22 protein-coding genes are annotated in these 25,146 nt (G+C 74.5%); 20 read left to right on the top strand and 2 right to left on the bottom strand.

Annotation, left to right across the window (positions count from 1 at the left end):
* Positions 1-236: 236 nt before the first annotated feature.
* The 18 genes from pyrR (at position 237) to LPU61_RS28755 (ending at position 21,073) form a co-directional block, all read left to right on the top strand.
* Positions 237-824 carry a bifunctional pyr operon transcriptional regulator/uracil phosphoribosyltransferase PyrR gene (gene pyrR / locus LPU61_RS28840; protein ID WP_043967965.1) on the top strand — a complete coding sequence of 196 codons (588 nt, stop codon included), beginning with the start codon at positions 237-239 and terminating at the stop codon, positions 822-824.
* Positions 821-1,747 (top strand): aspartate carbamoyltransferase catalytic subunit, encoded by a 927-nt coding sequence (locus LPU61_RS28835; protein ID WP_043967966.1) that lies wholly within the window; start codon positions 821-823, stop codon positions 1,745-1,747. Before pyrR ends, LPU61_RS28835 begins: the two co-directional genes overlap by 4 nt.
* The gene (locus tag LPU61_RS28830) at positions 1,744-3,075 is read left to right on the top strand and encodes a dihydroorotase (RefSeq protein ID WP_229406732.1); all 1,332 of its coding nucleotides are present in this window, start codon (positions 1,744-1,746) and stop codon (positions 3,073-3,075) included. Before LPU61_RS28835 ends, LPU61_RS28830 begins: the two co-directional genes overlap by 4 nt.
* 1 nt (position 3,076) lies before the next feature.
* Positions 3,077-4,240, top strand: a complete 1,164-nt coding sequence (gene carA, locus LPU61_RS28825; RefSeq protein ID WP_043967970.1) for a glutamine-hydrolyzing carbamoyl-phosphate synthase small subunit — start codon at positions 3,077-3,079, stop codon at positions 4,238-4,240.
* Entirely contained in the window at positions 4,233-7,610 is a 3,378-nt protein-coding gene (carB, locus tag LPU61_RS28820) for a carbamoyl-phosphate synthase large subunit (RefSeq protein ID WP_229406731.1), read from the top strand. Before carA ends, carB begins: the two co-directional genes overlap by 8 nt.
* A gap of 25 nt (positions 7,611-7,635) precedes the next feature.
* Positions 7,636-8,682 (top strand): quinone-dependent dihydroorotate dehydrogenase, encoded by a 1,047-nt coding sequence (locus LPU61_RS28815; RefSeq protein ID WP_229406730.1) that lies wholly within the window; start codon positions 7,636-7,638, stop codon positions 8,680-8,682.
* Between the two features lie 49 nt (positions 8,683-8,731).
* The gene (locus tag LPU61_RS28810; RefSeq protein WP_043967975.1) at positions 8,732-10,006 is read left to right on the top strand and encodes an adenosylmethionine--8-amino-7-oxononanoate transaminase; all 1,275 of its coding nucleotides are present in this window, start codon (positions 8,732-8,734) and stop codon (positions 10,004-10,006) included.
* A 108-nt stretch (positions 10,007-10,114) separates the two neighbouring features.
* Positions 10,115-10,951: an orotidine-5'-phosphate decarboxylase gene (gene pyrF, locus LPU61_RS28805; RefSeq protein ID WP_043967977.1), complete on the top strand. Its 837-nt coding sequence runs from the start codon at positions 10,115-10,117 to the stop codon at positions 10,949-10,951.
* A 179-nt stretch (positions 10,952-11,130) separates the two neighbouring features.
* Positions 11,131-11,448 (top strand): integration host factor, actinobacterial type, encoded by a 318-nt coding sequence (gene mihF, locus LPU61_RS28800; protein ID WP_007075824.1) that lies wholly within the window; start codon positions 11,131-11,133, stop codon positions 11,446-11,448.
* 49 nt (positions 11,449-11,497) lie between these two features.
* Positions 11,498-12,031, top strand: coding sequence for a guanylate kinase (locus LPU61_RS28795; RefSeq protein ID WP_043967979.1), 534 nt, complete (start codon positions 11,498-11,500; stop codon positions 12,029-12,031).
* Between the two features lie 79 nt (positions 12,032-12,110).
* Entirely contained in the window at positions 12,111-12,374 is a 264-nt protein-coding gene (gene rpoZ, locus LPU61_RS28790) for a DNA-directed RNA polymerase subunit omega (protein ID WP_007075826.1), read from the top strand.
* A 15-nt stretch (positions 12,375-12,389) separates the two neighbouring features.
* The gene (coaBC, locus tag LPU61_RS28785; RefSeq protein ID WP_229406729.1) at positions 12,390-13,607 is read left to right on the top strand and encodes a bifunctional phosphopantothenoylcysteine decarboxylase/phosphopantothenate--cysteine ligase CoaBC; all 1,218 of its coding nucleotides are present in this window, start codon (positions 12,390-12,392) and stop codon (positions 13,605-13,607) included.
* A 74-nt stretch (positions 13,608-13,681) separates the two neighbouring features.
* Positions 13,682-14,875, top strand: a complete 1,194-nt coding sequence (gene metK, locus LPU61_RS28780) for a methionine adenosyltransferase (RefSeq protein WP_043967984.1) — start codon at positions 13,682-13,684, stop codon at positions 14,873-14,875.
* Positions 14,872-16,845: a primosomal protein N' gene (locus LPU61_RS28775; RefSeq protein ID WP_229406788.1), complete on the top strand. Its 1,974-nt coding sequence runs from the start codon at positions 14,872-14,874 to the stop codon at positions 16,843-16,845. Before metK ends, LPU61_RS28775 begins: the two co-directional genes overlap by 4 nt.
* A gap of 137 nt (positions 16,846-16,982) precedes the next feature.
* Entirely contained in the window at positions 16,983-17,966 is a 984-nt protein-coding gene (locus tag LPU61_RS28770; RefSeq protein WP_229406728.1) for an AAA family ATPase, read from the top strand.
* A gap of 89 nt (positions 17,967-18,055) precedes the next feature.
* A complete protein-coding gene (def, locus tag LPU61_RS28765) occupies positions 18,056-18,613 on the top strand; it encodes a peptide deformylase (protein ID WP_043967988.1) in 558 nt (185 codons plus the stop codon).
* 4 nt (positions 18,614-18,617) lie between these two features.
* The gene (gene fmt / locus LPU61_RS28760) at positions 18,618-19,544 is read left to right on the top strand and encodes a methionyl-tRNA formyltransferase (protein ID WP_043967991.1); all 927 of its coding nucleotides are present in this window, start codon (positions 18,618-18,620) and stop codon (positions 19,542-19,544) included.
* Entirely contained in the window at positions 19,541-21,073 is a 1,533-nt protein-coding gene (locus LPU61_RS28755) for an RsmB/NOP family class I SAM-dependent RNA methyltransferase (RefSeq protein WP_229406727.1), read from the top strand. Before fmt ends, LPU61_RS28755 begins: the two co-directional genes overlap by 4 nt.
* A 64-nt stretch (positions 21,074-21,137) precedes the next feature.
* On the opposite strand, the gene LPU61_RS28750 is transcribed toward LPU61_RS28755, so the two are convergent.
* On the bottom strand, positions 21,138-22,025 hold the full coding sequence (locus LPU61_RS28750; protein WP_229406787.1) for a septum formation family protein: 888 nt from the start codon (positions 22,023-22,025) through the stop codon (positions 21,138-21,140).
* An 87-nt stretch (positions 22,026-22,112) separates the two neighbouring features.
* Entirely contained in the window at positions 22,113-23,003 is an 891-nt protein-coding gene (locus tag LPU61_RS28745; protein WP_229406726.1) for a septum formation family protein, read from the bottom strand.
* A 258-nt stretch (positions 23,004-23,261) separates the two neighbouring features.
* Between LPU61_RS28745 and rpe the strand changes: the two genes are divergently transcribed.
* Both rpe and LPU61_RS28735 read left to right on the top strand, forming a co-directional pair.
* Positions 23,262-23,942, top strand: a complete 681-nt coding sequence (rpe, locus tag LPU61_RS28740) for a ribulose-phosphate 3-epimerase (protein ID WP_043967995.1) — start codon at positions 23,262-23,264, stop codon at positions 23,940-23,942.
* A gap of 1 nt (position 23,943) precedes the next feature.
* Positions 23,944-24,900 (top strand): response regulator, encoded by a 957-nt coding sequence (locus tag LPU61_RS28735; protein ID WP_229406725.1) that lies wholly within the window; start codon positions 23,944-23,946, stop codon positions 24,898-24,900.
* The last annotated feature ends 246 nt before the right edge of the window (positions 24,901-25,146 follow it).

Here is a 25,146-nt window from a genome sequence, read left to right as displayed (position 1 = left end):
GCGTGACGGTACGGGGATTGCGACAACTGGTCAAGTGGTCGTGACCCTACCGTTGGGCTGGGCGGGTGGAGTTATCCCGATTCGCCAGCCTGATTCTGGGGTCAGTGCCGGCGTCGGCCCCTCCCATGACCGCTGGTAACGTGGCATGCAGCCCCCGCCCGGGTCGCCCGCGGCCCGCCGGAGGCGTCAGACGTCCTTTAACGACCCGTCCCGTGAGGCGGGGAAGGAGGTCCGCCGTGGCCTACCCGTCGGCTGCCCACACGTCGCCACCGCGACAACCCTCGGTGAAGGTGATCCTCGCCGCAGCGGACGTCTCGCGCGTGGTCGACCGCATCGCACACCAGATCCTCGAGAAGACCCAGGGCGCCGCCGACACGGTGCTGCTCGGGATTCCCACCCGCGGGGTGCCGCTCGCCCGGCGGCTCGCCGCCCGGATCGGCACCTTCGAGGACGTCGCCGTCCCGGCCGGCGTGCTCGACATCACCCTCTACCGCGACGACCTGCGCCGGCACGCCACCCGCGCGGTCGGCCCGACCCAGCTCCCGGCCGGCGGGATCGACGGCAAGCGGGTCGTCCTCGTCGACGACGTCCTCTTCTCCGGCCGCACCGTCCGGGCCGCCCTCGACGCGCTCAGCGACGTGGGCCGCCCCGCCTCGGTGCAGCTCGCCGTCCTGGTCGACCGCGGCCACCGGCAGCTGCCGATCCGCGCCGACTACGTCGGCAAGAACATCCCGACGGCGCTGGCCGAGAACGTGAAGGTCACCCTCGCCGAGACCGACGGCGCCGACGAGGTCAGGCTGTACGGGGAGGCGACCGCCGCATGATCCGCCACCTGCTCTCCGGCGCCGACCTGGACGCCGCCACCGCCACCCTGATCCTGGACACCGCCGCCGAGATGGCCACGGTCGCCGGCCGCGAGGTCAAGAAGCTGCCCGCGCTGCGCGGGCGGACCGTGGTGAACCTCTTCTACGAGGACTCCACCCGCACCCGGATCTCGTTCGAGGCGGCGGCGAAGCGGCTCAGCGCCGACGTGATCAACTTCTCGGCCAAGGGATCCAGCGTGACCAAGGGCGAGAGCCTGAAGGACACCGCGCTCACCCTCCAGGCGATGGGTGCCGACGCGGTCGTCGTCCGGCACCCCGCCTCGGGCGCCCCGCACCGGCTGGCCGACTGGGTCGACGGGTCGGTGGTCAACGCCGGCGACGGCACCCACGAGCACCCCACCCAGGCGCTGCTCGACGCGTACACGATGCGGGCCCGGCTGGGCCGGCTCGCCGGCCTGCACGTCGCGGTCGTCGGGGACGTGCTGCACTCCCGGGTCGCCCGCTCCAACGTGCTGCTGCTGTCCACCCTCGGGGCGAAGGTCACCCTGGTCGGGCCGCCCACGCTGATCCCCGTCGACATCGCGCAGGCCCTCGCGCCCGGCATCGACGTCTCCTACGACCTCGACGCCGTGCTGCCGAACGTGGACGTGGTGATGATGCTGCGGGTGCAGCGGGAGCGGATGACCGACTCCTACTTCCCCTCGGCCCGCGAGTACGCCCGCCGCTACGGGCTCGACGCGCCCCGGATGCGCCGGCTGCCGGAGCACGCGATCGTCATGCACCCCGGGCCGATGAACCGGGGCATGGAGATCACGCCCGAGGTCGCCGACTCGCCCCGCTCCACCATCGTCGAACAGGTCGCCAACGGGGTCTCCGTGCGGATGGCCGTCCTCTACCTGCTGCTCGGGGGGAACAACCTGTGACCGCGTACCTGATCACCAACGTGAGCGTCGTCGGCGCCGCGCCGACCGACCTGCTGATCCGCGACGGCGTCGTCGCGCAGACCGGCGCCGGCCTCACCGCGCCCGACGCCACCGTGGTCGACGGCACCGGGCTGGTCGCCCTGCCCGGCCTGGTCGACCTGCACACCCATCTGCGCGAGCCGGGCCGCGAGGACGCCGAGACCGTGGAGTCCGGCTCCCGGGCGGCGGCGCTCGGCGGCTACACGGCGGTCTGCGCGATGGCGAACACCTCCCCGGTCGCCGACACCGCCGGCGTGGTCGAGCAGGTCTGGCGGCTCGGCCGGGAGGCCGGGCTGGTCGACGTGCAGCCGATCGGCGCGGTCACCGTCGGCCTGGCCGGCGAGCGCCTGGCCGAGCTGGGCGCGATGGCCGACTCTGCGGCCCGGGTGCGGATCTTCTCCGACGACGGGCACTGCGTCGCCGACCCGAAGCTGATGCGCCGGGCGCTGGAATACGTCAAGGCGTTCGACGGGATCATCGCCCAGCACGCCGAGGAGCCCCGGCTCACCGAGGGCGCGCAGATGCACGAGGGCGAGGTGTCCACCCGGCTCGGGCTGACCGGCTGGCCGGCGGTCGCCGAGGAGGCGATCATCGCCCGGGACGTGCTGCTCGCCGAGCACGTCGGCAGCCGCCTGCACGTCTGCCACGTCTCCACCGCCGGCAGCGTCGAGGTGCTGCGCCAGGCCAAGGCCCGGGGGGTACGCGTCACCGCCGAGGTGACCCCGCACCACCTGCTGCTGACGGACGCCGTCGTGAGCGGGAGGAGCGAGCTTGCGAGCCCCGCACTCGCGAACAACTGGAGCCCAGCCGGAGCCTACGACCCGGTGTTCAAGGTCAACCCGCCGCTGCGCACGGCCACCGACATCGCCGCGCTGCGCGCCGCGCTGGCCGAGGGCGTGATCGACGTCATCGCCACCGACCACGCCCCGCACGCCGTGGAGGACAAGGAGTGCGAGTGGGCGTACGCCCGGCCGGGCATGCTCGGCCTGGAGACGGCGCTGTCGATCGCGCTGGACGTGCTCGGCCCGCAGTGGGACCTGATCGCCGAGCGCATGTCGCGCGCCCCGGCCCGCATCGCCGGGCTGGACGGCCACGGCGTCGACCCGGCCCCCGGCGTGCCGGCCAACCTGACCCTGGTCGACCCGGCGGCCCACCGGGTGATCGAGCCCGCGGAGCTGGCCAGCCGCAGTCGCAACACCCCGTACGCCCGCATGACGCTGCCGGGTCGCATCGTGGCGACCTTCCTGCGCGGCGAGCCGACGGTCCTGGACGGAAAGGCTGTTAACTAATATGGAGAAGCGCAGGAGCGCGATCCTGGTCCTGGAGGACGGGCGTACGTTCCACGGCGAGGCGTACGGCAGCGTCGGCGAGACGTTCGGCGAGGCGGTCTTCAACACCGGCATGACCGGCTACCAGGAGACCCTGACCGACCCGTCCTACCACCGGCAGGTGGTGGTGCAGACCGCCCCGCACATCGGCAACACCGGCGTCAACGCCGAGGACGACGAGTCCGCCCGGATCTGGGTCGCCGGCTACGTCGTGCGCGACCCGGCCCGGGTCCCCTCGAACTGGCGGTCCACCGGCACGCTGGCGGACCGGCTCGCCGCCGAGGGCGTGGTCGGCATCAGCGGCGTGGACACCCGGGCGCTGACCCGGCACCTGCGCGAGCGCGGCGCGATGCGGGTCGGCATCTCCAGCGTCGACGACGACCCGCGCGCCCTGCTGGCCCGGGTCCGCCAGTCGCCGCAGATGGTCGGCGCGGACCTCTCCGCCGAGGTGAGCACCGCGCAGCCGTACGTCGTCGAGGCCGAGGGCACCCACCGGTTCACGGTGGCCGCCCTGGACCTGGGCATCAAGCGCAACGTGCCGCGCCGGCTCGCCGCGCGCGGCGTCACCACCCACGTGCTGCCCGCCGGGTCGAGCATCGACGACCTGCTCGCCACCGGCGCGGACGCCGTCTTCTTCTCGCCCGGTCCGGGCGACCCGGCGACCGCCGACGGCCCGGTGGGGCTGGCCCGGGAGGTGCTGACCCGGCGGATCCCGCTGTTCGGCATCTGCTTCGGCAGCCAGATCCTCGGCCGGGCGCTGGGCTTCGGCACCTACAAGCTCGGCTACGGCCACCGGGGCATCAACCAGCCGGTGCTCGACCGGGCCACCGGCAAGGTCGAGGTGACCAGCCACAACCACGGCTTCGCCGTGCAGGTGCCGGGGGCCGGGCAGGGCGCGGTCGTGCCCGACCAGGTGATCGACACCGAGTTCGGCGGCGTCGAGGTGTCACACGTCTGCCTCAACGACAACGTGGTCGAGGGGCTGCGGGCGCTCGACGTGCCCGCCTTCACCGTCCAGTACCACCCGGAGGCGGCGGCCGGCCCGCACGACGCGGACTACCTGTTCGACCGCTTCGCCGAGCTGATCGAAGGCCGGACCCACAGCGAGGGGCGCGCGCATGCCTAAGCGGACCGATCTCAAGCACATCATGGTGATCGGCTCGGGGCCGATCGTCATCGGGCAGGCCTGCGAGTTCGACTACTCCGGCACCCAGGCGTGCCGGGTGCTGCGCAGCGAGGGGATCCGGGTCAGCCTGGTCAACTCCAACCCGGCGACGATCATGACGGACCCGGAGTTCGCCGACGCCACGTACGTCGAGCCGATCACCCCGGAGTTCGTCGAGCTGGTCATCGCCAAGGAGCGCCCCGACGCGCTGCTGCCCACCCTCGGCGGGCAGACCGCGCTGAACACGGCGGTCGCCCTGCACGCGGCGGGCGTGCTCGACAAGTACGGCGTCGAGCTGATCGGCGCGAACATCGAGGCGATCAACCGGGGCGAGGACCGGCAGCTGTTCAAGGACATCGTCGCCAAGGCGGGCGTACGCCTGGGGCTGGCCGACCCGGCGGGCCTGGTGCCCCGCTCGCGGGTCTGCCACTCGATGGCCGAGGTCGAGGCCACGGTCGCCGAGCTGGGCCTGCCGGTGGTGATCCGGCCGTCGTTCACGATGGGCGGCCTCGGCTCCGGCATGGCGCACACCGACGCCGACCTGCAGCGCATCGCCGGTGCCGGCCTGGCCGCCAGCCCCGTGCACGAGGTGCTCATCGAGGAGAGCGTGCTCGGCTGGAAGGAGTACGAGCTCGAACTGATGCGCGACCGCCACGACAACGTGGTGGTCGTCTGCTCGATCGAGAACGTCGACCCGATGGGCGTGCACACCGGCGACAGCGTGACCGTCGCCCCGGCGATGACGCTGACCGACCGGGAGTACCAGCGGCTGCGCGACCTCGGCATCGCGGTGCTGCGCGAGGTCGGGGTGGACACCGGCGGCTGCAACATCCAGTTCGCGGTGAACCCGGCCGACGGCCGGATCGTGGTGATCGAGATGAACCCCCGGGTGTCGCGCTCGTCGGCCCTGGCGTCGAAGGCGACCGGCTTCCCGATCGCGAAGATCGCCGCGAAGCTGGCCATCGGCTACACCCTCGACGAGATCCCCAACGACATCACGTTGAAGACCCCGGCGGCGTTCGAGCCGACCCTGGACTACGTGGTGGTGAAGATCCCCCGGTTCGCGTTCGAGAAGTTCCCCGGCGCGGACCCGGAGCTGACCACCACCATGAAGTCGGTCGGCGAGGCGATGAGCCTCGGGCGCAACTTCACCGAGGCGCTCAACAAGGCGATGCGCTCGATGGAAACCAAGGCGTCGGGCTTCTGGACCACCCCGGACCCGGAGGGTGCGACGAAGGAGAACACGCTCGCCGCGCTGGGCACGCCGCACGACGGCCGGCTCTACACCGTGGAGCGGGCGCTGCGGCTCGGCGCGTCGGTCGCGGAGGTCTCCGCCGCGTCCGGCGGGATCGACCCGTGGTTCCTGGACCAGATCGCCGCGCTGGTGGAGCTGCGCGCGGAGATCGTCGACGCCCCGGTGCTCGACGTGGACCTGCTGCGTCGCGCCAAGCGGGCCGGCCTGTCCGACCGGCAGCTCGCCGCGCTGCGCCCCGAGCTGGCCGCCGAGGACGGGGTACGCACCCTGCGCCACCGGCTCGGCGTCCGCCCGGTCTACAAGACGGTGGACACCTGCGCCGCCGAGTTCGAGGCGACCACGCCCTACCACTACTCGACGTACGACTCCGAGACCGAGGTCGCGCCGTCGGCCCGGCCCAAGGTGATCATCCTGGGCTCGGGGCCGAACCGGATCGGCCAGGGCATCGAGTTCGACTACTCGTGCGTGCACGCCGTCCAGGCGCTGCGCGCCGCGCCCGTCGGCTCGGCCGCCGCCGGTGGCGGCGGCTACGAGACCGTCATGGTCAACTGCAACCCGGAGACCGTGTCGACGGACTACGACACGGCCGACCGGCTCTACTTCGAGCCGCTGACCTTCGAGGACGTCCTGGAGGTCTGGCACGCCGAGGACTCGTCCGGCAAGGCGGCCGGCGGGCCGGGCGTGGTCGGGGTGGTCGTGCAGCTCGGCGGGCAGACCCCGCTGGGCCTGGCGCAGCGGCTGAAGAACGCGGGCGTGCCGATCGTGGGCACCTCCCCGGAGTCGATCCACCTGGCCGAGGAGCGCGGCGCGTTCGGCGCGGTGCTGGCGCGGGCCGGGCTGCGCGCCCCGGCGCACGGCATGGCCACCTCCTACGAGGAGGCGAAGGCGATCGCCGCCGAGATCGGCTACCCGGTGCTGGTCCGCCCGTCCTACGTGCTCGGCGGGCGGGGCATGGAGATCGTCTACGACGACCCGACGCTGCGCGACTACATCGGGCGGGCCACCGACATCTCCCCGGACCACCCGGTGCTGGTGGACCGGTTCCTCGACGACGCCATCGAGATCGACGTGGACGCCCTCTGCGACGCCGACGGCGAGGTCTACCTCGGCGGCGTGATGGAGCACATCGAGGAGGCCGGCATCCACTCCGGCGACTCGTCCTGCGTGCTGCCGCCGATGACGCTGGCCGGCTCGCACCTGGCGCAGGTGCGCCGCTACACCGAGGCCATCGCCCGGGGCGTGGGGGTGCGCGGCCTGCTCAACGTCCAGTACGCCCTCAAGGACGACGTGCTGTACGTGCTGGAGGCCAACCCCCGCGCGTCGCGGACGGTGCCGTTCGTGTCGAAGGCCACGGCGGTGCCGCTGGCCAAGGCGGCGGCCCGGATCGCGCTCGGCGCGACGGTCGCCGAGCTGCGTGCCGAAGGGCTGCTCCCGCCGACGGGCGACGGCGGCACCCTCCCGGCCGACGCGCCGATCGCGGTGAAGGAGGCGGTGCTGCCGTTCAAGCGGTTCCGCACCCCGACCGGCAAGGGCGTCGACTCGCTGCTGGGCCCGGAGATGAAGTCCACCGGCGAGGTGATGGGCATCGACACCAAGTTCGGGCACGCCTTCGCCAAGAGCCAGTCCGCCGCGTACGGGTCGCTGCCGACGTCCGGGCGGATCTTCGTCTCGGTGGCCAACCGGGACAAGCGCGGCATGATCTTCCCGATCAAGCGCCTGGCCGACCTGGGCTTCGAGATCGTGGCGACCGCCGGCACGGCGGAGGTGCTGCGCCGGCACGGCATCGCCTGCGAGCAGATCCGCAAGCACTACGAGGCCGGGGCGGGCGCCGACGCGGTGTCGATGATCCTCGCCGGCGACGTGGCGCTGGTGGTGAACACCCCGCAGGGTTCCGGGGCGAGCGCCCGTTCCGACGGCTACGAGATCCGCAGCGCCGCCGTGACGGCGGACATCCCGTGCATCACCACCGTCCCGGGTGCGGCGGCGGCGGTGATGGGCATCGAGGCCCGCATCCGGGGCGACATGACCGTGCGTCCCCTGCAGGACCTGCACGCCACCCTGCGGGCGGGCGAGTGACCGCCGACGGCCGGGGGAGCGGCCGGTGATCTTCGAGCGGGTGGTGCGGCCCGGCCTGTTCCGCCTCGGCGCCGGCGACGCCGAGGCCGCCCACGAGTGGACGCTGCGCCGGCTGGCCGCCGTGTCGCGGTCGCCGGTGGCGCTCGCCGCGCTGCGGGCCCGCTACGCCGTGCGGGCGCCCCGGACGGTGTTCGGGGTGGACTTCCCGAACCCGGTGGGGCTGGCCGCCGGGATGGACAAGGACGGCGCGGCGCTGCCGGCGTGGCCGGCGCTGGGCTTCGGCTTCGTCGAGGTCGGCACGGTCACCGCGCACGCCCAGCCGGGCAACCCCCGGCCCCGGCTGTTCCGGCTGCGCGACAGCGAGGCCGTGGTCAACCGGATGGGCTTCAACAACGCCGGGGCGCGGGCCCTGGCGGACCGGCTGGCGGCGCTGCCCCGCCCGGTCGGCGCGCCGCTGGGGATCTCGCTCGGCAAGTCCAAGGTGACCCCGCTGGACGAGGCCGTGGAGGACTACCTCGCCTCCTACCGGGCGCTGCGCGACCACGGCGACTACTTCGCCGTGAACGTCTCCTCGCCCAACACCCCGGGCCTGCGCTCGTTGCAGGACCGCGCCCACCTGGACGCGCTGCTGGCGGCCCTGGTGGGGGAGAAGCCGGTGCTGGTGAAGATCGCCCCGGACCTGACCGAGCCGGCGATCGCCGAGCTGCTGGAGGTCTGCCTCGACCGGGGTGCGGCCGGGGTGATCGCCACCAACACGACCCTGGCCCGCGACGGGCTCGCCCCCGCCGACCGGGAGCGCGGCGGGCAGGCGGGCGGCCTGTCGGGGCGTCCGCTGGCCGCGCGCGCCCGCGCGGTGGTGTCGTTCGTCCACCGGGAGACCGGCGGGCGGCTGCCGGTGATCGGCGTGGGCGGCATCGTCGACCCCGACGACGCCGCGCGCATGTTCGACGCGGGGGCGGCCCTGGTGCAGCTCTACACCGGCTTCATCTACCGGGGCCCCGGCCTCGTCCGCGCCGCCGCCCGGGCCGCCCGCCCGCTGCCCGCGCCGGTGCCGTCGGGCGGTCGGTCGTGACCGGGGAGCCGGCCACAGCGCGCCTCGCCGGGGCCGCCAGGGGGCGCGGGTGACGCCGGAGGAGATCCTCGCCGCCGACCGGCAGCACGTGTGGCACCCGTACGCGCCGCTGCCCCCCGCGACGCCCCCGTACGTGGTGGCGGGCGCGCGGGGGGTGCGGCTGCGGCTGGCCGACGGGCGGGAACTGGTCGACGGGATGTCGTCGTGGTGGGCGGCGATCCACGGCTACCGGCACCCCGTGCTGGACGCGGCGGTCGTCGACCAGCTCGGCCGGATGAGCCACGTGATGTTCGGCGGGCTCACCCACGAGCCGGCCGTGCGCCTGGCGCAGACGCTGGTCGAGCTGGCCCCGGAGGGGCTGGAGCGGGTCTTCCTGTGCGACTCGGGCTCGGTGAGCGTCGAGGTGGCGGTGAAGATGTGCCTGCAGTACCAGCGGGCGCTCGGGCGGCCGGAGCGCCGGCGGCTGGGCACCTGGCGGGGCGGCTACCACGGCGACACCTTCCACCCGATGAGCGTGTGCGACCCCGAGGGCGGCATGCACCACCTGTGGGGCGACGTGCTGCCCCGGCAGGTCTTCGCGCCCGTGCCGCCGGCCGGCTTCGACGCCCCGCCCGACCCCGCGTACTGCGCGGCGCTGGCCGACGCGGTGGCGCGGCACGCGCACGAGCTGGCCGCCGTGATCGTGGAGCCGGTGGTCCAGGGCGCGGGCGGGATGCGCTTCCACCACCCGCACTACCTGCGGGTGCTGCGCGAGGTGACCCGCGCCCACGGGGTGCTGCTGGTCTTCGACGAGATCGCCACCGGCTTCGGCCGCACCGGCACGATGTTCGCCGCCGAGCACGCCGGGGTGAGCCCCGACGTGCTCTGCGTCGGCAAGGCGCTCACCGGCGGCTACCTGACGCTGGCCGCCGCGCTGTGCACGGCGGAGGTGGCGGCGGGCATCTCCCGCGACGGGGTGCTCGCGCACGGGCCCACGTTCATGGCCAACCCGCTCGCCTGTGCGGTCGCGAACGCCTCCATCGGCCTGCTGCGGGCCGGAGACTGGGCGGCCGAGGTGTCAAGGGTGGGCGCGGCCCTGCGCGCCGGCCTGGAGCCGCTGCGGGGCGCCCCCGGGGTGGCGGACGTCCGCGTGCTGGGCGCGATCGGGGTGGTCCAGCTCGACCACGAGGTGGACCTGGCGGCGGCGACCGCCGCGGCGGTGGACCGGGGGGTGTGGCTGCGGCCGTTCCGCGACCTGGTCTACGCCATGCCGCCGTACGTCGCCGACGACGCGGACGTCGCCCGGATCGCCGCCGGGATGGCCGCCGCCGTGGCGGCCGGCTGACCGGCGTTCCCGGGCGGCCGTGCGGGGTGGCCGCATGACCGCGATCGGACAGGCATGGCGCGCCGGCGGACGCCGGGTGCCCGGAGGAGTCGAGAGGAAGAGGCGCGGATGGAGACCTTCGGTGACCGGTTGCACCGGGCGATGGAGCAGCGCGGCCCGCTCTGCGTGGGCATCGACCCGCACCCGGGGCTGCTGACCCGCTGGGGGCTGACGGACGACGTCGACGGTCTGGAGCGGTTCTGCCGCACCGTGGTGGAGGCCCTAGGCGACCGGGTCGCGGTGGTCAAGCCCCAGTCGGCGTTCTTCGAGCGCTTCGGAGCGCGGGGCGTGGCGGTGCTAGAGTCAACTATCCGACAGTTGCGGGATTCTGGCTCGCTCGTTCTGCTCGACGTCAAGCGCGGAGACATCGGCTCCACCGTCGCCGCGTACGCCTCCGCGTACCTCGATCCATCCAGCCCGCTGTATGTCGACGCGGTCACCGCGAGCCCCTACCTGGGAGTAATGTCGCTGGCCCCGATGTTCGAGCTCGCCGCCACGCACGGCGGCGGGGTGTTCGTCCTGGCGCTCACCTCCAACCCCGAGGGAGCCGCCGTGCAGCGCGCCGTGGGCGCCGACGGGCGCACCGTCGCGCAGGCGGTCATCGACGAGATTGCCCAGCTCAACCGGGGTGCGCAGACGCTGGGCAGCTTCGGTCTGGTGGTCGGGGCGACCATCGGCGACACCGGCCACGACCTGTCGGCGGTGCGCGGCCCGCTGCTCGCCCCGGGGCTCGGCGCGCAGGGCGCCACGGCCGCCGACCTACGGACCGTGTTCGGCGCGAGCCTGCCGTGGGTCCTGCCGTCGTACTCCCGCGAGGTGCTGCACGCCGGGCCCGACGTGGCCGCCCTGCGGGCCGCCGCGCAGCGGGCCCTGGCCGACTGCCGGGCGGCCCTCGACGGCTCCTGACTGAGTGACGGCTCGGTCATTTTGCCGTGGTCGTGGCGTGCCCACGTTGCCGAATGCGTCCGCGACCGCTAGTTTTCCCCGCGCTGGGAACCACGGACCCCTTTGGTTTCCGGCGACTCCACGTTTCACATCTGCGGCGTGGCGTCCCGCCCGTCGCGACAAGGACCTGAGGAGAACTGGTGCCCCTCCCGTCACTTACCCCCGAGCAGCGCGCAGCTGCGCTCGAGAAGGCTGCGGAGATCCGCAAGGCCCGCGCTGAGCTGAAGGAGCAGCTCAAGCAGGGCAAGACCACCCTCGCCGCGGTCCTGGAGCGGGCCGAGGGCGACGACGTCGTCGGCAAGCTGAAGGTCTCGGCCGTCCTGCAGGCGATGCCGGGCATCGGCAAGATCCGGGCGACCCAGATCATGGAGAAGCTCAAGATCGCCGACAGCCGTCGCCTGCGTGGTCTGGGCGAGCAGCAGCGCAAGGCCCTGCTCGGCGAGTTCGCCGCCAACTGAGCCCGGCGGTTCGCCGCCGGCCGCGCACGGCGCCGTGTAGAAACGAGCCGTGAGCACGGATGACGAGGCGCGCCCGGCGGCTCGGCTCACCGTCCTGACCGGTCCCTCCGGGGCTGGCGTGGGCAGTGTCGTCGAGCCGTTCCGGGCGCGTTCTCCGTCGGTCTGGATCCCGGTGCCGGCCACCACCCGGCCCCGCCGGGCGGGCGAGGTGGACGGCGTCGACCGGGTCTTCCTCGCCCCGGCGGCGTTCGACCGGCTGATCGCCGCCGGCCAGCTGCTGGAGTGGGCCCGCATCGGGCCGTACGCCCGCGGCACCCCGGCCCCGCCGGTGGCCGGGCGGCTCGCCGCCGGCCGGCCGGTGCTCCTCCCGCTCGACCTGCCCGGCGCGCTCGCCGTCCGCGCGGCGCACCCCGACGCCCGGCTGGTCCTGCTCGCCCCGCCCGGCTGGCGGCCGGAGGCGGTCGACCCGGCCGGCGACGCGCACGTCGTGGCGCACGACCACACCGAGCGGGCGGTGGATGAGCTGGTAGGCTTGTTCGGTTCTTCCCATCTGGCTCCGGCCCGACCGCGGCGGAGCGGCTGAGTGACCCACCAACCGCGTCCGCGTGGTGGGGCCAGACGAACCGCGTCCGCGCGGTGACGACAGACGCAGAGGTTATTTCGTGGGATCCATCGCCAACCCCGAGGGCATCACCAACCCGCCGATCGACGAGCTGCTCGAGAAGACGACGTCGAAGTACGCCCTGGTGATCTTCGCTGCCAAGCGCGCCCGCCAGGTCAACGCCTACTACAGCCAGCTCGGCGAGGGCCTGCTGGAGTACGTCGGCCCGCTCGTGGAGACCACCCCCCAGGAGAAGCCCCTCTCCATCGCCATGCGCGAGATCAACGCGGGCCTGCTCACCGCCGAGCCGACCGACCAGCCGTAACCGCGCCGCACGCCGATGTCCGCCGAGATCGTCCTCGGGGTCGGCGGCGGCATCGCCGCCTACAAGGCGTGTGAGCTGCTGCGGCTCTTCACCGAGTCGGGCCACCGGGTCCGCGTGGTGCCCACCGCGTCGGCGCTCCGCTTCGTCGGGGCGCCGACCTGGGCCGCCCTGTCCGGCCAGCCGGTCGCCGACGACGTCTGGGCCGACGTGCACGAGGTCCCGCACGTCCGGCTCGGCCAGCGGGCCGACCTGGTGGTGGTCGCCCCGGCCACGGCCGACCTGCTCGCCAGGGCGGCCCACGGCCTCGCCGACGACCTGCTCACCAACACCCTGCTCACCGCCCGGTGCCCGGTGCTGCTCGCCCCGGCGATGCACACCGAGATGTGGGAGCATCCCGCCACCGTGGCCAACGTCGCCACGCTGCGCTCCCGGGGCGTCCGCGTCGTCGAGCCCGCCGTCGGCCGGCTCACCGGCGCCGACACGGGCAAGGGCCGGCTGCCCGACCCGGCGGAGATCTTCGCCGTCGCCCGGCGGACCCTGGCCCGCGGCCTGCACGCCCCGGCCGACCTCGCCGGCCGGCACGTGGTGGTGACCGCGGGCGGCACCCGCGAGCCGCTCGACCCGGTGCGGTTCCTCGGCAACCGCTCCTCCGGCAAGCAGGGTTACGCCTTCGCCCGGTCGGCGGTCGCCCGGGGCGCCCGGGTCACCCTCGTCGCCGCCAACGTGGCGCTCGCCGACCCGGCCGGCGTGGACATGGTGCGGGTCGGCACCACCGAGGAGCTGCGGGAGGCCACGCTTCGTGCGGCGGCCGGCGCGGACGCCGTGGTGATGGCCGCCGCGCCCGCGGATTTCCGCCCCGCCACCTACACGTCGGCCAAAATCAAGAAAACAGCAGCCGGGGCACCTACGATCGACCTCGTCACCAACCCGGACATCGCCGCCGAGCTGGGCCGGCAACGCCGGCCCGGGCAGGTGCTGGTGGTGTTCGCCGCGGAGACGGACGACGCCGAGGCCAACGGCCGGGCCAAGCTCGCCCGTAAGCGGGCCGACCTCATCGTCATCAACGAGGTCGGGCCGGACAAGGTCTTCGGCGCCGAGACCAACGCGGCGACCGTCATCGGCGCGGACGGCTCGGTGCACCCGATGGCCGAGCAGTCCAAGGAGGATCTGGCCGACGCCGTCTGGGACCTCGTCGTGGCGCGCTGGCCACCTTCCCGACCAGTGACGGGGTAGCGACCGTTCCAGCGCGCGTTTAGCCCGGGTGACTACACTTCCGCGGAACGACTTTTCCATAACTTAGGAGTGCCGTGACACGCCGCCTCTTCACGTCCGAATCGGTCACGGAAGGCCACCCGGACAAGATCGCCGACCAGATCAGCGACGGCATTCTCGACGCACTGCTGGCTCAGGACGCGCACAGCCGCGTCGCCGTCGAGACCCTGATCACCACCGGCCAGGTGCACGTGGCCGGCGAGGTGACCACCAAGGCGTACGCCGACATCCCGACCATCGTGCGGGAGACGATCCTCGACATCGGCTACGACTCGTCGAAGAAGGGCTTCGACGGCGCGTCCTGCGGCGTCAGCGTCTCCATCGGCGCGCAGTCCCCCGACATCGCGCAGGGCGTCGACAACGCGATGGAGCTGCGCACCGGCTCCTCGGAGAGCGCGCTGGACGCCCAGGGCGCCGGCGACCAGGGCATGATGTTCGGCTTCGCCTGCTCCGAGACGCCCGAGCTGATGCCGCTGCCGATCGCCCTGGCGCACCGGCTCGCCCGCCGGCTCACCGCGGTCCGCAAGGACGGCACGATCCCCTACCTGCGGCCGGACGGCAAGACCCAGGTCACCATCGAGTACGAGGGGCTGCGCCCCGTCCGGCTGAACACCGTCGTCGTGTCCAGCCAGCACGCGGCCGACATCTCGCTGGACTCGCTGCTCACCCCGGACGTGCGCGACCACGTCATCGCGCCGGAGCTGGAGAGCCTCGGCCTGGACACCGACGGCTACCGGCTGCTGGTCAACCCGACCGGGCGGTTCGAGATCGGCGGCCCGATGGGCGACGCCGGCCTCACCGGCCGGAAGATCATCGTCGACACCTACGGCGGGTACGCCCGGCACGGTGGCGGCGCGTTCTCCGGCAAGGACCCGTCCAAGGTGGACCGCTCGGCGGCGTACGCGATGCGCTGGGTCGCCAAGAACGTGGTGGCCGCCGGCCTCGCCGAGCGCTGCGAGGCGCAGGTCGCGTACGCGATCGGCAAGGCGCACCCGGTGAGCCTGTTCATCGAGACGTTCGGCACCGAGACCGTGCCGGTCGCCTCGATCGAGAAGGCCGTGACCGAGGTCTTCGACCTCCGCCCGGCCGCCATCATCCGGGACCTGCACCTGCTGCGCCCGATCTACCGGCAGACCGCGGCGTACGGCCACTTCGGCCGGGAACTGCCCGAGCTGACCTGGGAGAGCACCGACCGGGCCGCCGACCTCAAGTCGGCCGCGGGAGCCTGACCGGCAACACGCGCGGCGACCGGCGACCCGCCGACGGGTCGCCGGTCGCTCGCGTCTGCGTCGACGTGCCCCTGGCCCACCTCGACCGCCCCTTCGACTACCTGGTCCCCGCCGAGCTGGCCGACGCGGCCGTCCCCGGCACCCGGGTGAAGGTGCGCTTCGCCGGCCAGCTCGTGGACGGCTGGCTGCTGGAACGGGCCGACGACTCGGGGCACACCGGCAGGCTGGCCTACCTCGACCGGCTCGTCTCGCCCGAGCCCGTGCTCGCCGACGAGGTCGTCCGGCTGGCCCGGGCCGTCGCCGACCGGTACGCCGGCAGCCTCGCCGACGTGCTCCGGCTGGCCGTGCCGCCCCGGCACGCCCGGGTGGAGAAGGAGCCGCACGTCCCGCCGGAGCCGCCCGCGCCCCTGGCCCCGCCGGAGGCGGCCGGCTGGCGGGCGTACCCGGCCGGGCCGGCGTTCCTGCGGGCGCTGACCGAGGGCCGCCCCGCCCGGGCGGTCTGGTCCGCGCTGCCGGGGGAGGACTGGCCCGCCCGGTACGCCGAGGCGGTCGCCGCCACCGTGGCCGGCGGGCGGGGGGCGGTGGTCGTCGTGCCCGACGCCCGGGACCTCGACCGCCTCGACGCGGCGCTGACCGCCGCCCTCGGCCCCGGGCGGCACGTCAGCCTCTCCGCCGCCCTCGGCCCCGCCCGCCGCTACCGCGCGTTCCTGGCCGCCCGGCGCGGGGACGTGCCGGTCGTCATCGGCACCCGCGCGGCGATGTTCGCCCCGGTGGCCCGGCTCGGCCTGGTCGCCATCGTCGACGACGGCGACGACCTGCACGCCGAGCCGCGCGCCCCCTACCCGCACGCCCGCGACGTGCTGCTCACCCGCGCCCGGCTCGCCGACGCGGCCGCCCTGGTCGGCGGGTACGCCCGCAGCGCCGAGGCGCAGCTGCTGGTGGAGACCGGCTGGGCGCGGGAGGTGGTCGCCGACCGGGCCACCGTGCGGGCGCGTACCCCCGCCGTCGCGCCGACCGGGGACGACCCGCAGCTGGCCCGCGATCCCGGCGCGGCGACGGCCCGGCTGCCCAGCCTGGCCTGGGTCGCCGCCCGGGACGCGCTCGGCGCCGACGCCCCGGTGCTGGTCCAGGTGCCCCGCCGCGGCTACCTGCCGTCGATCTCCTGCGCGGACTGCCGGACCCCGGCCCGCTGCCCGCACTGCGCCGGCCCCCTCGCCCTGCCGTCGGCGCGGGGGACACCGGCCTGCCGCTGGTGCGGCCGGATCGCCGCCGCGTACGCCTGCCCGGAGTGCGGCGGGCGGCGGCTGCGCGCGGCCGTCACCGGCGCCCGGCGCACCGCCGAGGAACTGGGCCGGGCCTTCCCCGGGGTGCCGGTGCGCACCTCCGGCCGGGAGGAGGTGCTCACCACCGTGCCCGGCGGCGCCGGCCTCGTGGTGGCCACCCCGGGGGCCGAGCCGGTCGCCGACGGCGGCTACGGCGCGGTGCTGCTGCTCGACTCGTGGGCCCTGCTGACCCGGGCCGACCTGCGGGCCGGCGAGGAGGCGCTGCGCCGCTGGCTGGCCGCCGCCGCCCTGGCCCGACCCGCGACGGCCGGCGGCCGGGTGGTGGTGGTCGCCGACGGCGCCCTCGCGCCGGTGCAGGCCCTGCTGCGCTGGGACGCCGCCTGGTTCGCCGCCCGGGAGCTGGCCGAGCGCCGCGAGCTGGGGTTCCCGCCGGCGGTGCGGATGGCCAGCGTCACCGGCCCGCCCGAGGCGGTGGCCGACCTGCTGGCCGCCGCCCGGCTGCCCGAGGAGGCCGAGGTGCTGGGCCCGGTCCCCGCCGACGGCGAGAAGGAGCGGATGCTCGTCCGGGTGCCCCGGGCGCGGGCGGCGGCCCTCGCCGAGGCGCTGCACGCCGCCGCCGGGGCGCGCACTCTCCGTAAGGCCACCGATCCGGTCCGCGTCCAGATCGACCCTCTTTCGCTGTTCTAGTCGATCGGAGTGGCGGTCACGATCCGTGGTCGCCGCTGCGTGATAGCATCGCCCGTCATGCCCGGGCGCACGACGGCGTGTCGGTACGACGCCACGTCGACGACGCCAGTCAGCCGGTGATCAGGGGTGGACCAGTCGTGACCGTTCGTCAATCGATCGTCTTCAACGGTGACCTCGGCAGCGGCAAGAGCACCGTGTCCGTCGAGATCGCCAAGCGGCTCGGGCTGCGCCGGGTCAGCGTCGGCGACCTCTACCGCCAGATGGCGCAGGAGCGGCAGATGACCGCGCTCCAGCTCAACCTGCACGCCGAGCTGGACCAGGCCGTCGACGGCTACGTCGACCAGCTCCAGCAGGACATCGCGGCCTCCGGCGAGAGCCTGGTCATGGACTCCCGGCTCGCCTGGCACTTCTTCACCGACGCGCTCAAGGTGCACATGATCACCGAGCCGACCGAGGCGGCCCGCCGGGTCCTGGCCCGCCCCTCCGGCCCGGCCGAGAGCTACGCCTCGCTGGAGGAGGCCCGGGCCAAGCTGCGCGAGCGCAGCGAGAGCGAGCGGGGCCGGTTCATCGTCCGCTACGGCGTCGACAAGGCCCGGCTGCGCAACTACGACCTGATCTGCGACTCCACCCGGGCCAACCCGGAGCAGGTGATCGGCCACATCATCGACGTGTACGAGGGGCGGCTCGGCGCGGACGTGCTGCGCGACGCCCCGCCGCTGCTGCTGCTCGACCCGACCCGGGTCTACCCGACCGAGGACGTCGGTGCCCTGCGCGGCCTGTGGGACGCGGGCTTCGTCGACGAGGTCGCCGCCGCCGGCGACGAGGCGCTGGAGCCCCTGACCATCGGCTTCACCGGGGAATACTTCTTCGTCGTCGACGGCCACCGGCGGCTCAGCGCCGCCATCCGCAGCGGCTTCCCGCTGGTGCCCGCGCGGCTGGTCGCCGAGGTCGACGAGCCGGTGGTGGGCGGGACGAGCGCGGCGGAGTACTTCGCCGCCCAGGTCCGCCCCGGCACCGTGTACGACTGGGAGGCCGCCCACGGCATCACCCTGCCGCTGCCGGCGCACTGCCTGCTGGCCGGCGACGCCGTGCTCGCCGGCGATCCGGCCCCCGGCGCCTGACCCGTCCCGGTCGCGGGCGGGGGGGAGGCCCCCGGGCAGTCCGTAGACTGGTACGGCCCTGACCCGCCCGACCGAAGGAGCCATCCCGCGTGACCGTCCAGCCCATCCGTCTGTTCGGGGATCCGGTGTTGCGCACGCCGGCCGATCCGGTGGTCGACTTCGACGCCGAGCTGCGCAGGCTCGTTGCCGACCTCACCGACACGATGCGTGAGCAGAGCGGCGCGGGTCTCGCCGCGCCGCAGCTCGGAGTGGGCCTGCGGGTGTTCACCTTCGACGTCGACGACGTGCTCGGCCACCTGGTCAACCCGGTGCTGGAGTTCCCCGACGCCGAGGAGCAGGACGGCCCCGAGGGCTGCCTGTCCATCCCCGGGCTCTACTTCGACACCAAGCGCCGGCAGAACGTCGTCGCCAAGGGCTTCAACAGCTACGGCGACCCGGTCCAGATCGTCGGCACGGGCCTGATGGCCCGCTGCGTGCAGCACGAGACCGACCACCTCGACGGCGTGCTCTTCGTCGACCGGCTGGACCCGGCCGGCCGCAAGGAGGCGATGAAGGCGATCCGCCAGGCCGAGTGGTACGACGCGGCGGCCCCGCCGACGGTCAAGCTCGACCCGCACGCCGGCAACCCCTTCGGCCTGGGGCGGTGACCCGGTGCGCCTGATCTTCGCCGGCACGCCGGCCGTCGCCCTGCCCGCCCTGGACGCCATCGCGGCCTCCGGCCACGACCTCGTCGCCGTCGTCACCCGCCCCGACGCCCCCGCCGGCCGGGGCCGGGGCCTGGTCCGCTCGCCCGTCGGGGCCTGGGCCGACGAGCGCGGCGTCGAGGTGCTCACCCCGGCCCGCCCGCGCGAGCCGGAGTTCCTCGACCGGCTGCGCGCGCTGGCCCCCGACTGCGTCCCGGTGGTCGCCTACGGCGCGCTGGTGCCCCCGGTCGCGCTGGAGATCCCCCGGCACGGCTGGATCAACCTGCACTTCTCGCTGCTGCCCGCGTGGCGGGGCGCGGCCCCCGTCCAGCAGGCCGTGCTGCACGGCGACGAGCTGACCGGGGCGAGCGTCTTCGCGCTGGAGGAGGGGCTGGACACCGGCCCGGTCTACGGCACCGTCACCGACGAGATCCGCCCCACCGACACCTCCGGCGACCTGCTGGAGCGGCTCGCCCACTCCGGTTCCGGCCTGCTGGTGGCCGTCCTCGACGCGCTCGACGCGGGCACCGCCCGGGCCGAGCCGCAGCCGGCCGACGGGGTGTCGCTCGCGCCGAAGCTGACCGTCGACGACGCCCGGGTGCGCTGGGGCGACCCCGCGTTCGCGGTGGACCGGCGGATCCGGGCGTGCACCCCCGCGCCCGGCCCGTGGACCACGTTCCGGGGCGAGCGGGTCAAGCTCGGCCCGGTCGTGCCGGTGCCCGACGGCCCCGACCTGAAGCCCGGCGAGCTGCTGGCGGAGAAGTCCCGCGTGCTGGCCGGCACGGCCACCGTCCCGGTGGCCCTCGGCGAGGTGCGGGCCGCGGGCAAGAAGGCCATGCCGGCGAGCGACTGGGCGCGCGGCGCCCGGGTCGGCGCGGGGGAGGAGCTCGCGTGACCGGGCCCACGGAGCGGCCCCGACGACGGTACGACGAGCAGTCCGCCCCCCGCACCGACCGGCGGCCCGACCGGTCGACCGGCGGCCCCCGGGGCGACCGCCCGGCCTTCGGCGACCGCCCGGCCCGGGGCGGCCGGGGCGACGACCGGCGCGGCGCGCGGCCGGCGCGGCCCGCCGTCGACCTGCCCCGGCACGTCGCCTACCAGGCGGTCGCGGCGGTGCACCGCGACGACGCGTACGCCAACCTGGTGTTGCCGGCGTTGCTGCGGCAGGAGCGGCTGACCGGCCGGGACGCCGCCTTCGCCACCGAGCTGACGTACGGCACGCTGCGCCACATCGGCACCCTCGACGCGATCCTCACCGACGCGGCCGGCCGGGACGTGGCCCGGATCGACCCGCCCGTGCGCGACGCGCTGCGGCTGGGCGCCTACCAGCTGCTGCACACGCGGGTGCCGGCGCACGCGGCGGTCTCCTCGACCGTCGACCTGGTGCGCGCGGTCGGCATCGGGGCGACGGGCTTCGCCAACGCGGTGCTGCGCGAGGTGGCGGGGCGCGACGCCGACGCCTGGGTGGCGAAGCTCGCCCCGCCCTTCGAGACGGACCCGATCGGGCACCTGGCCCTGGCGTACAGCCACCCCCAGTGGATCGTGCGGTCCTTCGCCGAGGCGCTCGGCGGCGACCTCGGCGAGACCACCCGGCTGTTGATCGAGGACAACGAGCGCCCGCCGGTGCACCTGTGTGCCCGGCCCGGCCTGGCCGACCCGGTCGCCCTGGCCGACGAGGTCGGCGGCGCACCGGGGGCGTTCTCCCCGTACGCGGTCTATCTCGCCGGCGGCGCCCCGGGCGACCTGCCGGCGCTGGCCGAGGGGCGGGCGCACGTGCAGGACGAGGGCTCCCAGTTGGTGGCCAACGCCCTCGCGGTCGCCCCGCTCGACGGCCCGGACGCCCACTGGCTGGACCTGTGCGCCGGGCCGGGCGGCAAGTCCGGCCTGCTCGGGGCGCTCGCCGCCCAGCGGGGGGCCCGGCTGACCGCGGTGGAGGTCTCCGAGCACCGGGCCCGGCTCGTCGGCCAGGCCACGCGGGGGCTGCCGGTGACGGTGCTGCACACCGACGGCCGCACCGTGGGCGCCGACCCGGAGCTGCCGGAGGGGCACTTCGACCGGGTCCTGGTCGACGCCCCGTGCACCGGGCTGGGCGCGCTGCGTCGCCGGCCGGAGGCCCGCTGGCGCAAGCAGCCGTCGGACCTGCCGCCGCTGACCCGCCTGCAGCGGGAGCTGCTGTCGGCGGCGCTGCGGGCGGCCCGGCCGGGCGGCCTGGTGGCCTACGTGACGTGTTCCCCGCACACGGTGGAGACGCACGTGACGGTGACCGAGGCGGCGCGGCGGGCCGGGGTGCCGGCGGACTTCGTCGACGCCCGGCCGCTGCTGCCGGCCGGCATGCCGGGGCTGGGCGACGGGCCGTCGGTGCAGTTGTGGCCGCACCGGCACGGCACCGACGCCATGTTCCTGGCGGTCCTGCGCCGGGGCTGAGCCGAGACCGCGGTGGGGCGGCCCCTCCGGGCCGCCCCACCGCGTCAGCCGTCCGCCGGGCGGGTCACTGCACCGGCAGGCCCTTGGTGCCGACGCCCTTCACCGAGCGGGTGAGGTCGCGGTCGACCCAGAGGAAGCACTGCACGCCCCGGTTGCCGTCCTTCCACTCCTGCTCGAAGGGGTGGTAGAAGATGGTGCCCGCCCGATACTCCAGGTCGCCGTTGTTCGGCACCTTCGCGTACGAGGCGATCAGCGTCCGGCAGCCCTTGTGGATGCGCATCCGGTTCTTGTCGACCTGGGCGAAGGAGATGTCGGGGGCCTGGTAGACGCCGACGAACTCGACGCGGTGCTTCCTGGTGCAGGCGACGGGGGTCATCTCCTGCACGTCGTCCTTCTTGATCTTGGGGTTGAAGCAGCGGTGGGCCAGCGCCGAGGCGCCCTTCAACGCGCCGGCGAGGCTGCCGGTGCGGGGCACGGCGCTGGGGTCGTCGACGCTCTCCACCTCGCTCACGTCGCAGCGGAACCAGCGGGCCCCGCCCGACCAGGCCTGCCGGGACGGGAAGACCGGGGACAGGAACAGCCGCCCCGCGCGCCAGTCGGACCCGAGGGCCTTGTTGACCTCCCGGTCGCACTCGGCGCGGACGGCCTTCATCCCGGCCGAGCCGGCGGCCGGTGGCGCGCTCAGCTCGGCGGCGGCGCCGGTCAGCGTGCCGACGTGCAGGGTCTCCACCCGGTGCGACGTCGCGCAGTCCACCGGGTTGTAGCCGCTGAGGTAGCCGACGTCGGCGAAGACGGTGTGGCACGTTCCGGCGGCGGGCACGAACTGCGTCGGCGCCGCCATCGTCCGCCAGTCGTCGGCGAGGTCACCGTCCAGCCCGGCCGGCGTGCCGCAGCCGGCCAGCGCCAGCGCCGCCCCCGCCGACACGGCGACCGCCGTCCACCATCGCCGCATCAGTCCGACCTCCCCGTCGCCGGTGGTCGCGGACACCGGCCTCCGTCGCCGGGCGCGCCACGGAGCGGCACTTTACGCCACCGGCGCTCAGCTCGCGGGTAGTCCCTTCGGCCCAGCGCCGCGCATCGACCGGGTGAGCTTGCGGTCGTCGCTCCACAGGAAACACCGCACCCCGCGGTCGCCCTCGTCCCACTCCCGCTGCGACGGGGGATAGAAGATCGACCCCGCCCGGTACGGCAACTCGCTGTTGTTGGGCACCTCGGCGAACTCGGCGATCAACCCCATGCAGCGGCGGTGCACCTTCTGGTTGGACCGGATGAACTCGGCCCAGGTCATGTCGCGTTCGGTGTAGACCCCGACGAACTCGGCGCGGTGCGGCTCGGTGCACAGCACGGGCGCCATGTAGTTCAGGTTCGCCCCGATCAGCTTCGGGTCGAAGCAGCGGTGGGTCAGCGGCGAATCGCCGACCATCGCGCCGCGCAGGCTGCCGACGCGGTTGACCGGCCGGGTGTTGTCGATGCTGTCGGTCTCGCTGAGGTCGCAGCGGTACCAGCGGGCCCCGCTCGCCCAGGCCGACGTCGACGGCAGGGCGATGGTGAGGCTCAGCCGGGCCGAGTGCCAGTCGCCGCCGAGCACCTCCCGGGCCCGCTGGTCGCACTCGGCGCGGGCGACACGCAGGACGGGCGTGCCCGCCTCGGGGCGCGGGCCCGCGTCGATGGCCGGGTCGGTGAAGATGCCGACGTGGATCGTCTCGGCCAGGTGGCTGCGGGCGCAGTCCACCGTCTCGTACGTGCCGGCCTGCACGACCGCCGTGATCCGGGGCAGGCAGGCGTCGGTGGCCGGGATGAACATCTTCGGTTCCCGCAGCGTCGGCCAGTCGTCGGTGAGGTCGCCGTCTGCCCCGTGCGGGCGGGCGCAGCCGCCCAGCAGCATCACCACCGTGCCGGCCAGCGCCAGCGCCACAAGCCACCGTCGCATCGTCCGCCCTTTCCGGGAGCTGACGGTCGGGCGCCACGGCCCGTGGGGGCGTTTCCGCCACCGGGCGTGCAGCTTACGTGACCGTCCTGCATGGAGTCTTGCCGCGTTTCCCTCGATCGGCCAGTCGCGGCTGACTTTTCGTCCGGGATTCCCATCCGGACCGGTTTATCTTGCACCACCGGTCACGGCTGGGTCACAGCGCGTCCGGGAAGGTGCCGCGATGCGGGCGGCTGATGGCCGCGTTCGTACACTGACCTCGTGACCGTACCGCCGCCGATCATCGCGCCCAGCATCCTCGCCGCCGACTTCGCCCGCCTCGCCGAGGAGGTCCGCGCCGTCGAGGGCGCCGCGGACTGGTTGCACGTGGACGTCATGGACAACCATTTCGTGCCGAACCTGACCATCGGGCTGCCCGTCGTGCAGAGCCTGCGCGCCGCGACCGAGCTGCCGTTCGACGTGCACCTGATGATCACCGACCCGCGCCGGTGGGCCCCGGGGTACGCCGACGCCGGGGCGCACAACGTCACCTTCCACGCCGAGGCGTGCGACAACCCGGTGTCACTGGCCAAGGACCTGCGGGCGGCCGGGGCGAAGGCCGGGCTGGCGATCGACCGGGACACCCCGATCGAGCCCTACCTGGAGCTGCTGCCCAGCTTCGACACGCTGCTGATCATGACGATCAAGGCCGGCTTCGGCGGGCAGCGGTTCATCCCCGAGCTGCTCGACAAGGTGCGCGCCGCCCGCCGGCACGTCGACGCCGGCCACCTGGAGCTGCGCATCGAGGTCGACGGCGGGATCGCCGCCGACACCATCGAGCAGGCGGCCGCCGCGGGCGCGGACGCGTTCGTGGCCGGCACCGCCGTCTACGGCGCCGAGGACCCCGCCGAGGCGGTCCGCCGCCTGCGGGGCCTGGCGGAGCGCGCGACCGCCGGGGCCTGAGGTGGACCCGGCCGACGAGCGACCCGACCTCATCCTCGTCGTCGACGACGACGCCGACATCGCCCGGTTCGTCGAGTTCAACCTGCGGCTGCACGGCTTCGAGGTGATCCACGCCGGCGACGGCCAGGAGGCCCTGGAGATGATCGAGCGGCAGCGGCCCGACCTGGCGGTCGTCGACCTGATGATGCCGCGCGTCGACGGGCTGGAGCTGACCCGGCGGCTGCGCGCCGACCCGATGACCTCCGCCCTGCCGGTGATCATGCTGACCGCCAAGGGGATGACCGTGGACAAGGTCCACGGGCTCAGCGCCGGCGCGGACGACTACCTGGTCAAGCCCTTCGACACCGCCGAGCTGGTCGCCCGGGTCAGCTCCACGCTGCGCCGCAACAAGGAGTTCCGGGAGGTGTCCCCGCTGACCGGCCTGCCCGGCAACTCCCGCATCCGGCGGGAGATCAGCGACCGGGTCCGCAGCGGCGTCGACTACGCCGTCGGCTACGTCGACATCGACCGGTTCAAGAGCGTCAACGACCGGTACGGCTTCGTCCGGGGCGACGAGTTCATCTCCGCCCTGGCCCGCAGCCTGCACCGGGCGGTCGTGGCGATCGGGCTGCCGCCGGCCTTCCTCGGTCACGTCGGCGGCGACGACTTCGTCATCGTCTGCGCCCCCGACCAGGTGCGCCCGCTCACCTCCCGGGCCGTGGTCGACTTCGAGACCGCCGCCGACAAGCTCTACGACCCCTCCGACGCCGCGCGCGGCTACGTCGAGCTGAAGGACCGGCGGGGCAACATCCGGCGGGCCGCCCTGGTCACCCTGTCGATCGGGGTGTCCGTCTCCGACGCCGGCAAGCGCCTGACCAACCCGCTGGACGCGATCGCGGTCGCCTCGGAGATGAAGTCCGTGGCCAAGAGCCAACCCGGCTCGTACGTGGCGGTCGACCGGCGACGCAGCCTTTCTTGAATCTTGCCCACCTGTGTGAGGTAGCTCCCCGAGGGCAGACGCGCGGCGGGTGCCGTGCCACACTTCTCGCAGTACCCACCACGCGCTGGCGGGACTCGGTGTAATTCCGAACCGGCGGTGATCCACGGCTGCGGCCGTGGTAAGCCCGCGACCCGGACGGCCCTGCCGCCCGGTGGACCTGGTGAGACTCCGGGGCCGACGGTTGGGGGCGGGCCAACCCACCCCCAGACAGTCCGGATGGGAGAC

Origin of the sequence: Micromonospora sp. NBRC 110038 (genome assembly GCF_020884815.1) — a bacterium.
Classification (GTDB): Bacteria; Actinomycetota; Actinomycetes; order Mycobacteriales; family Micromonosporaceae; genus Micromonospora; species Micromonospora haikouensis.
The sequence above is the reverse complement of the archived record's forward strand: the minus strand, read 5'-3'. Positions and strand labels throughout refer to the sequence as shown.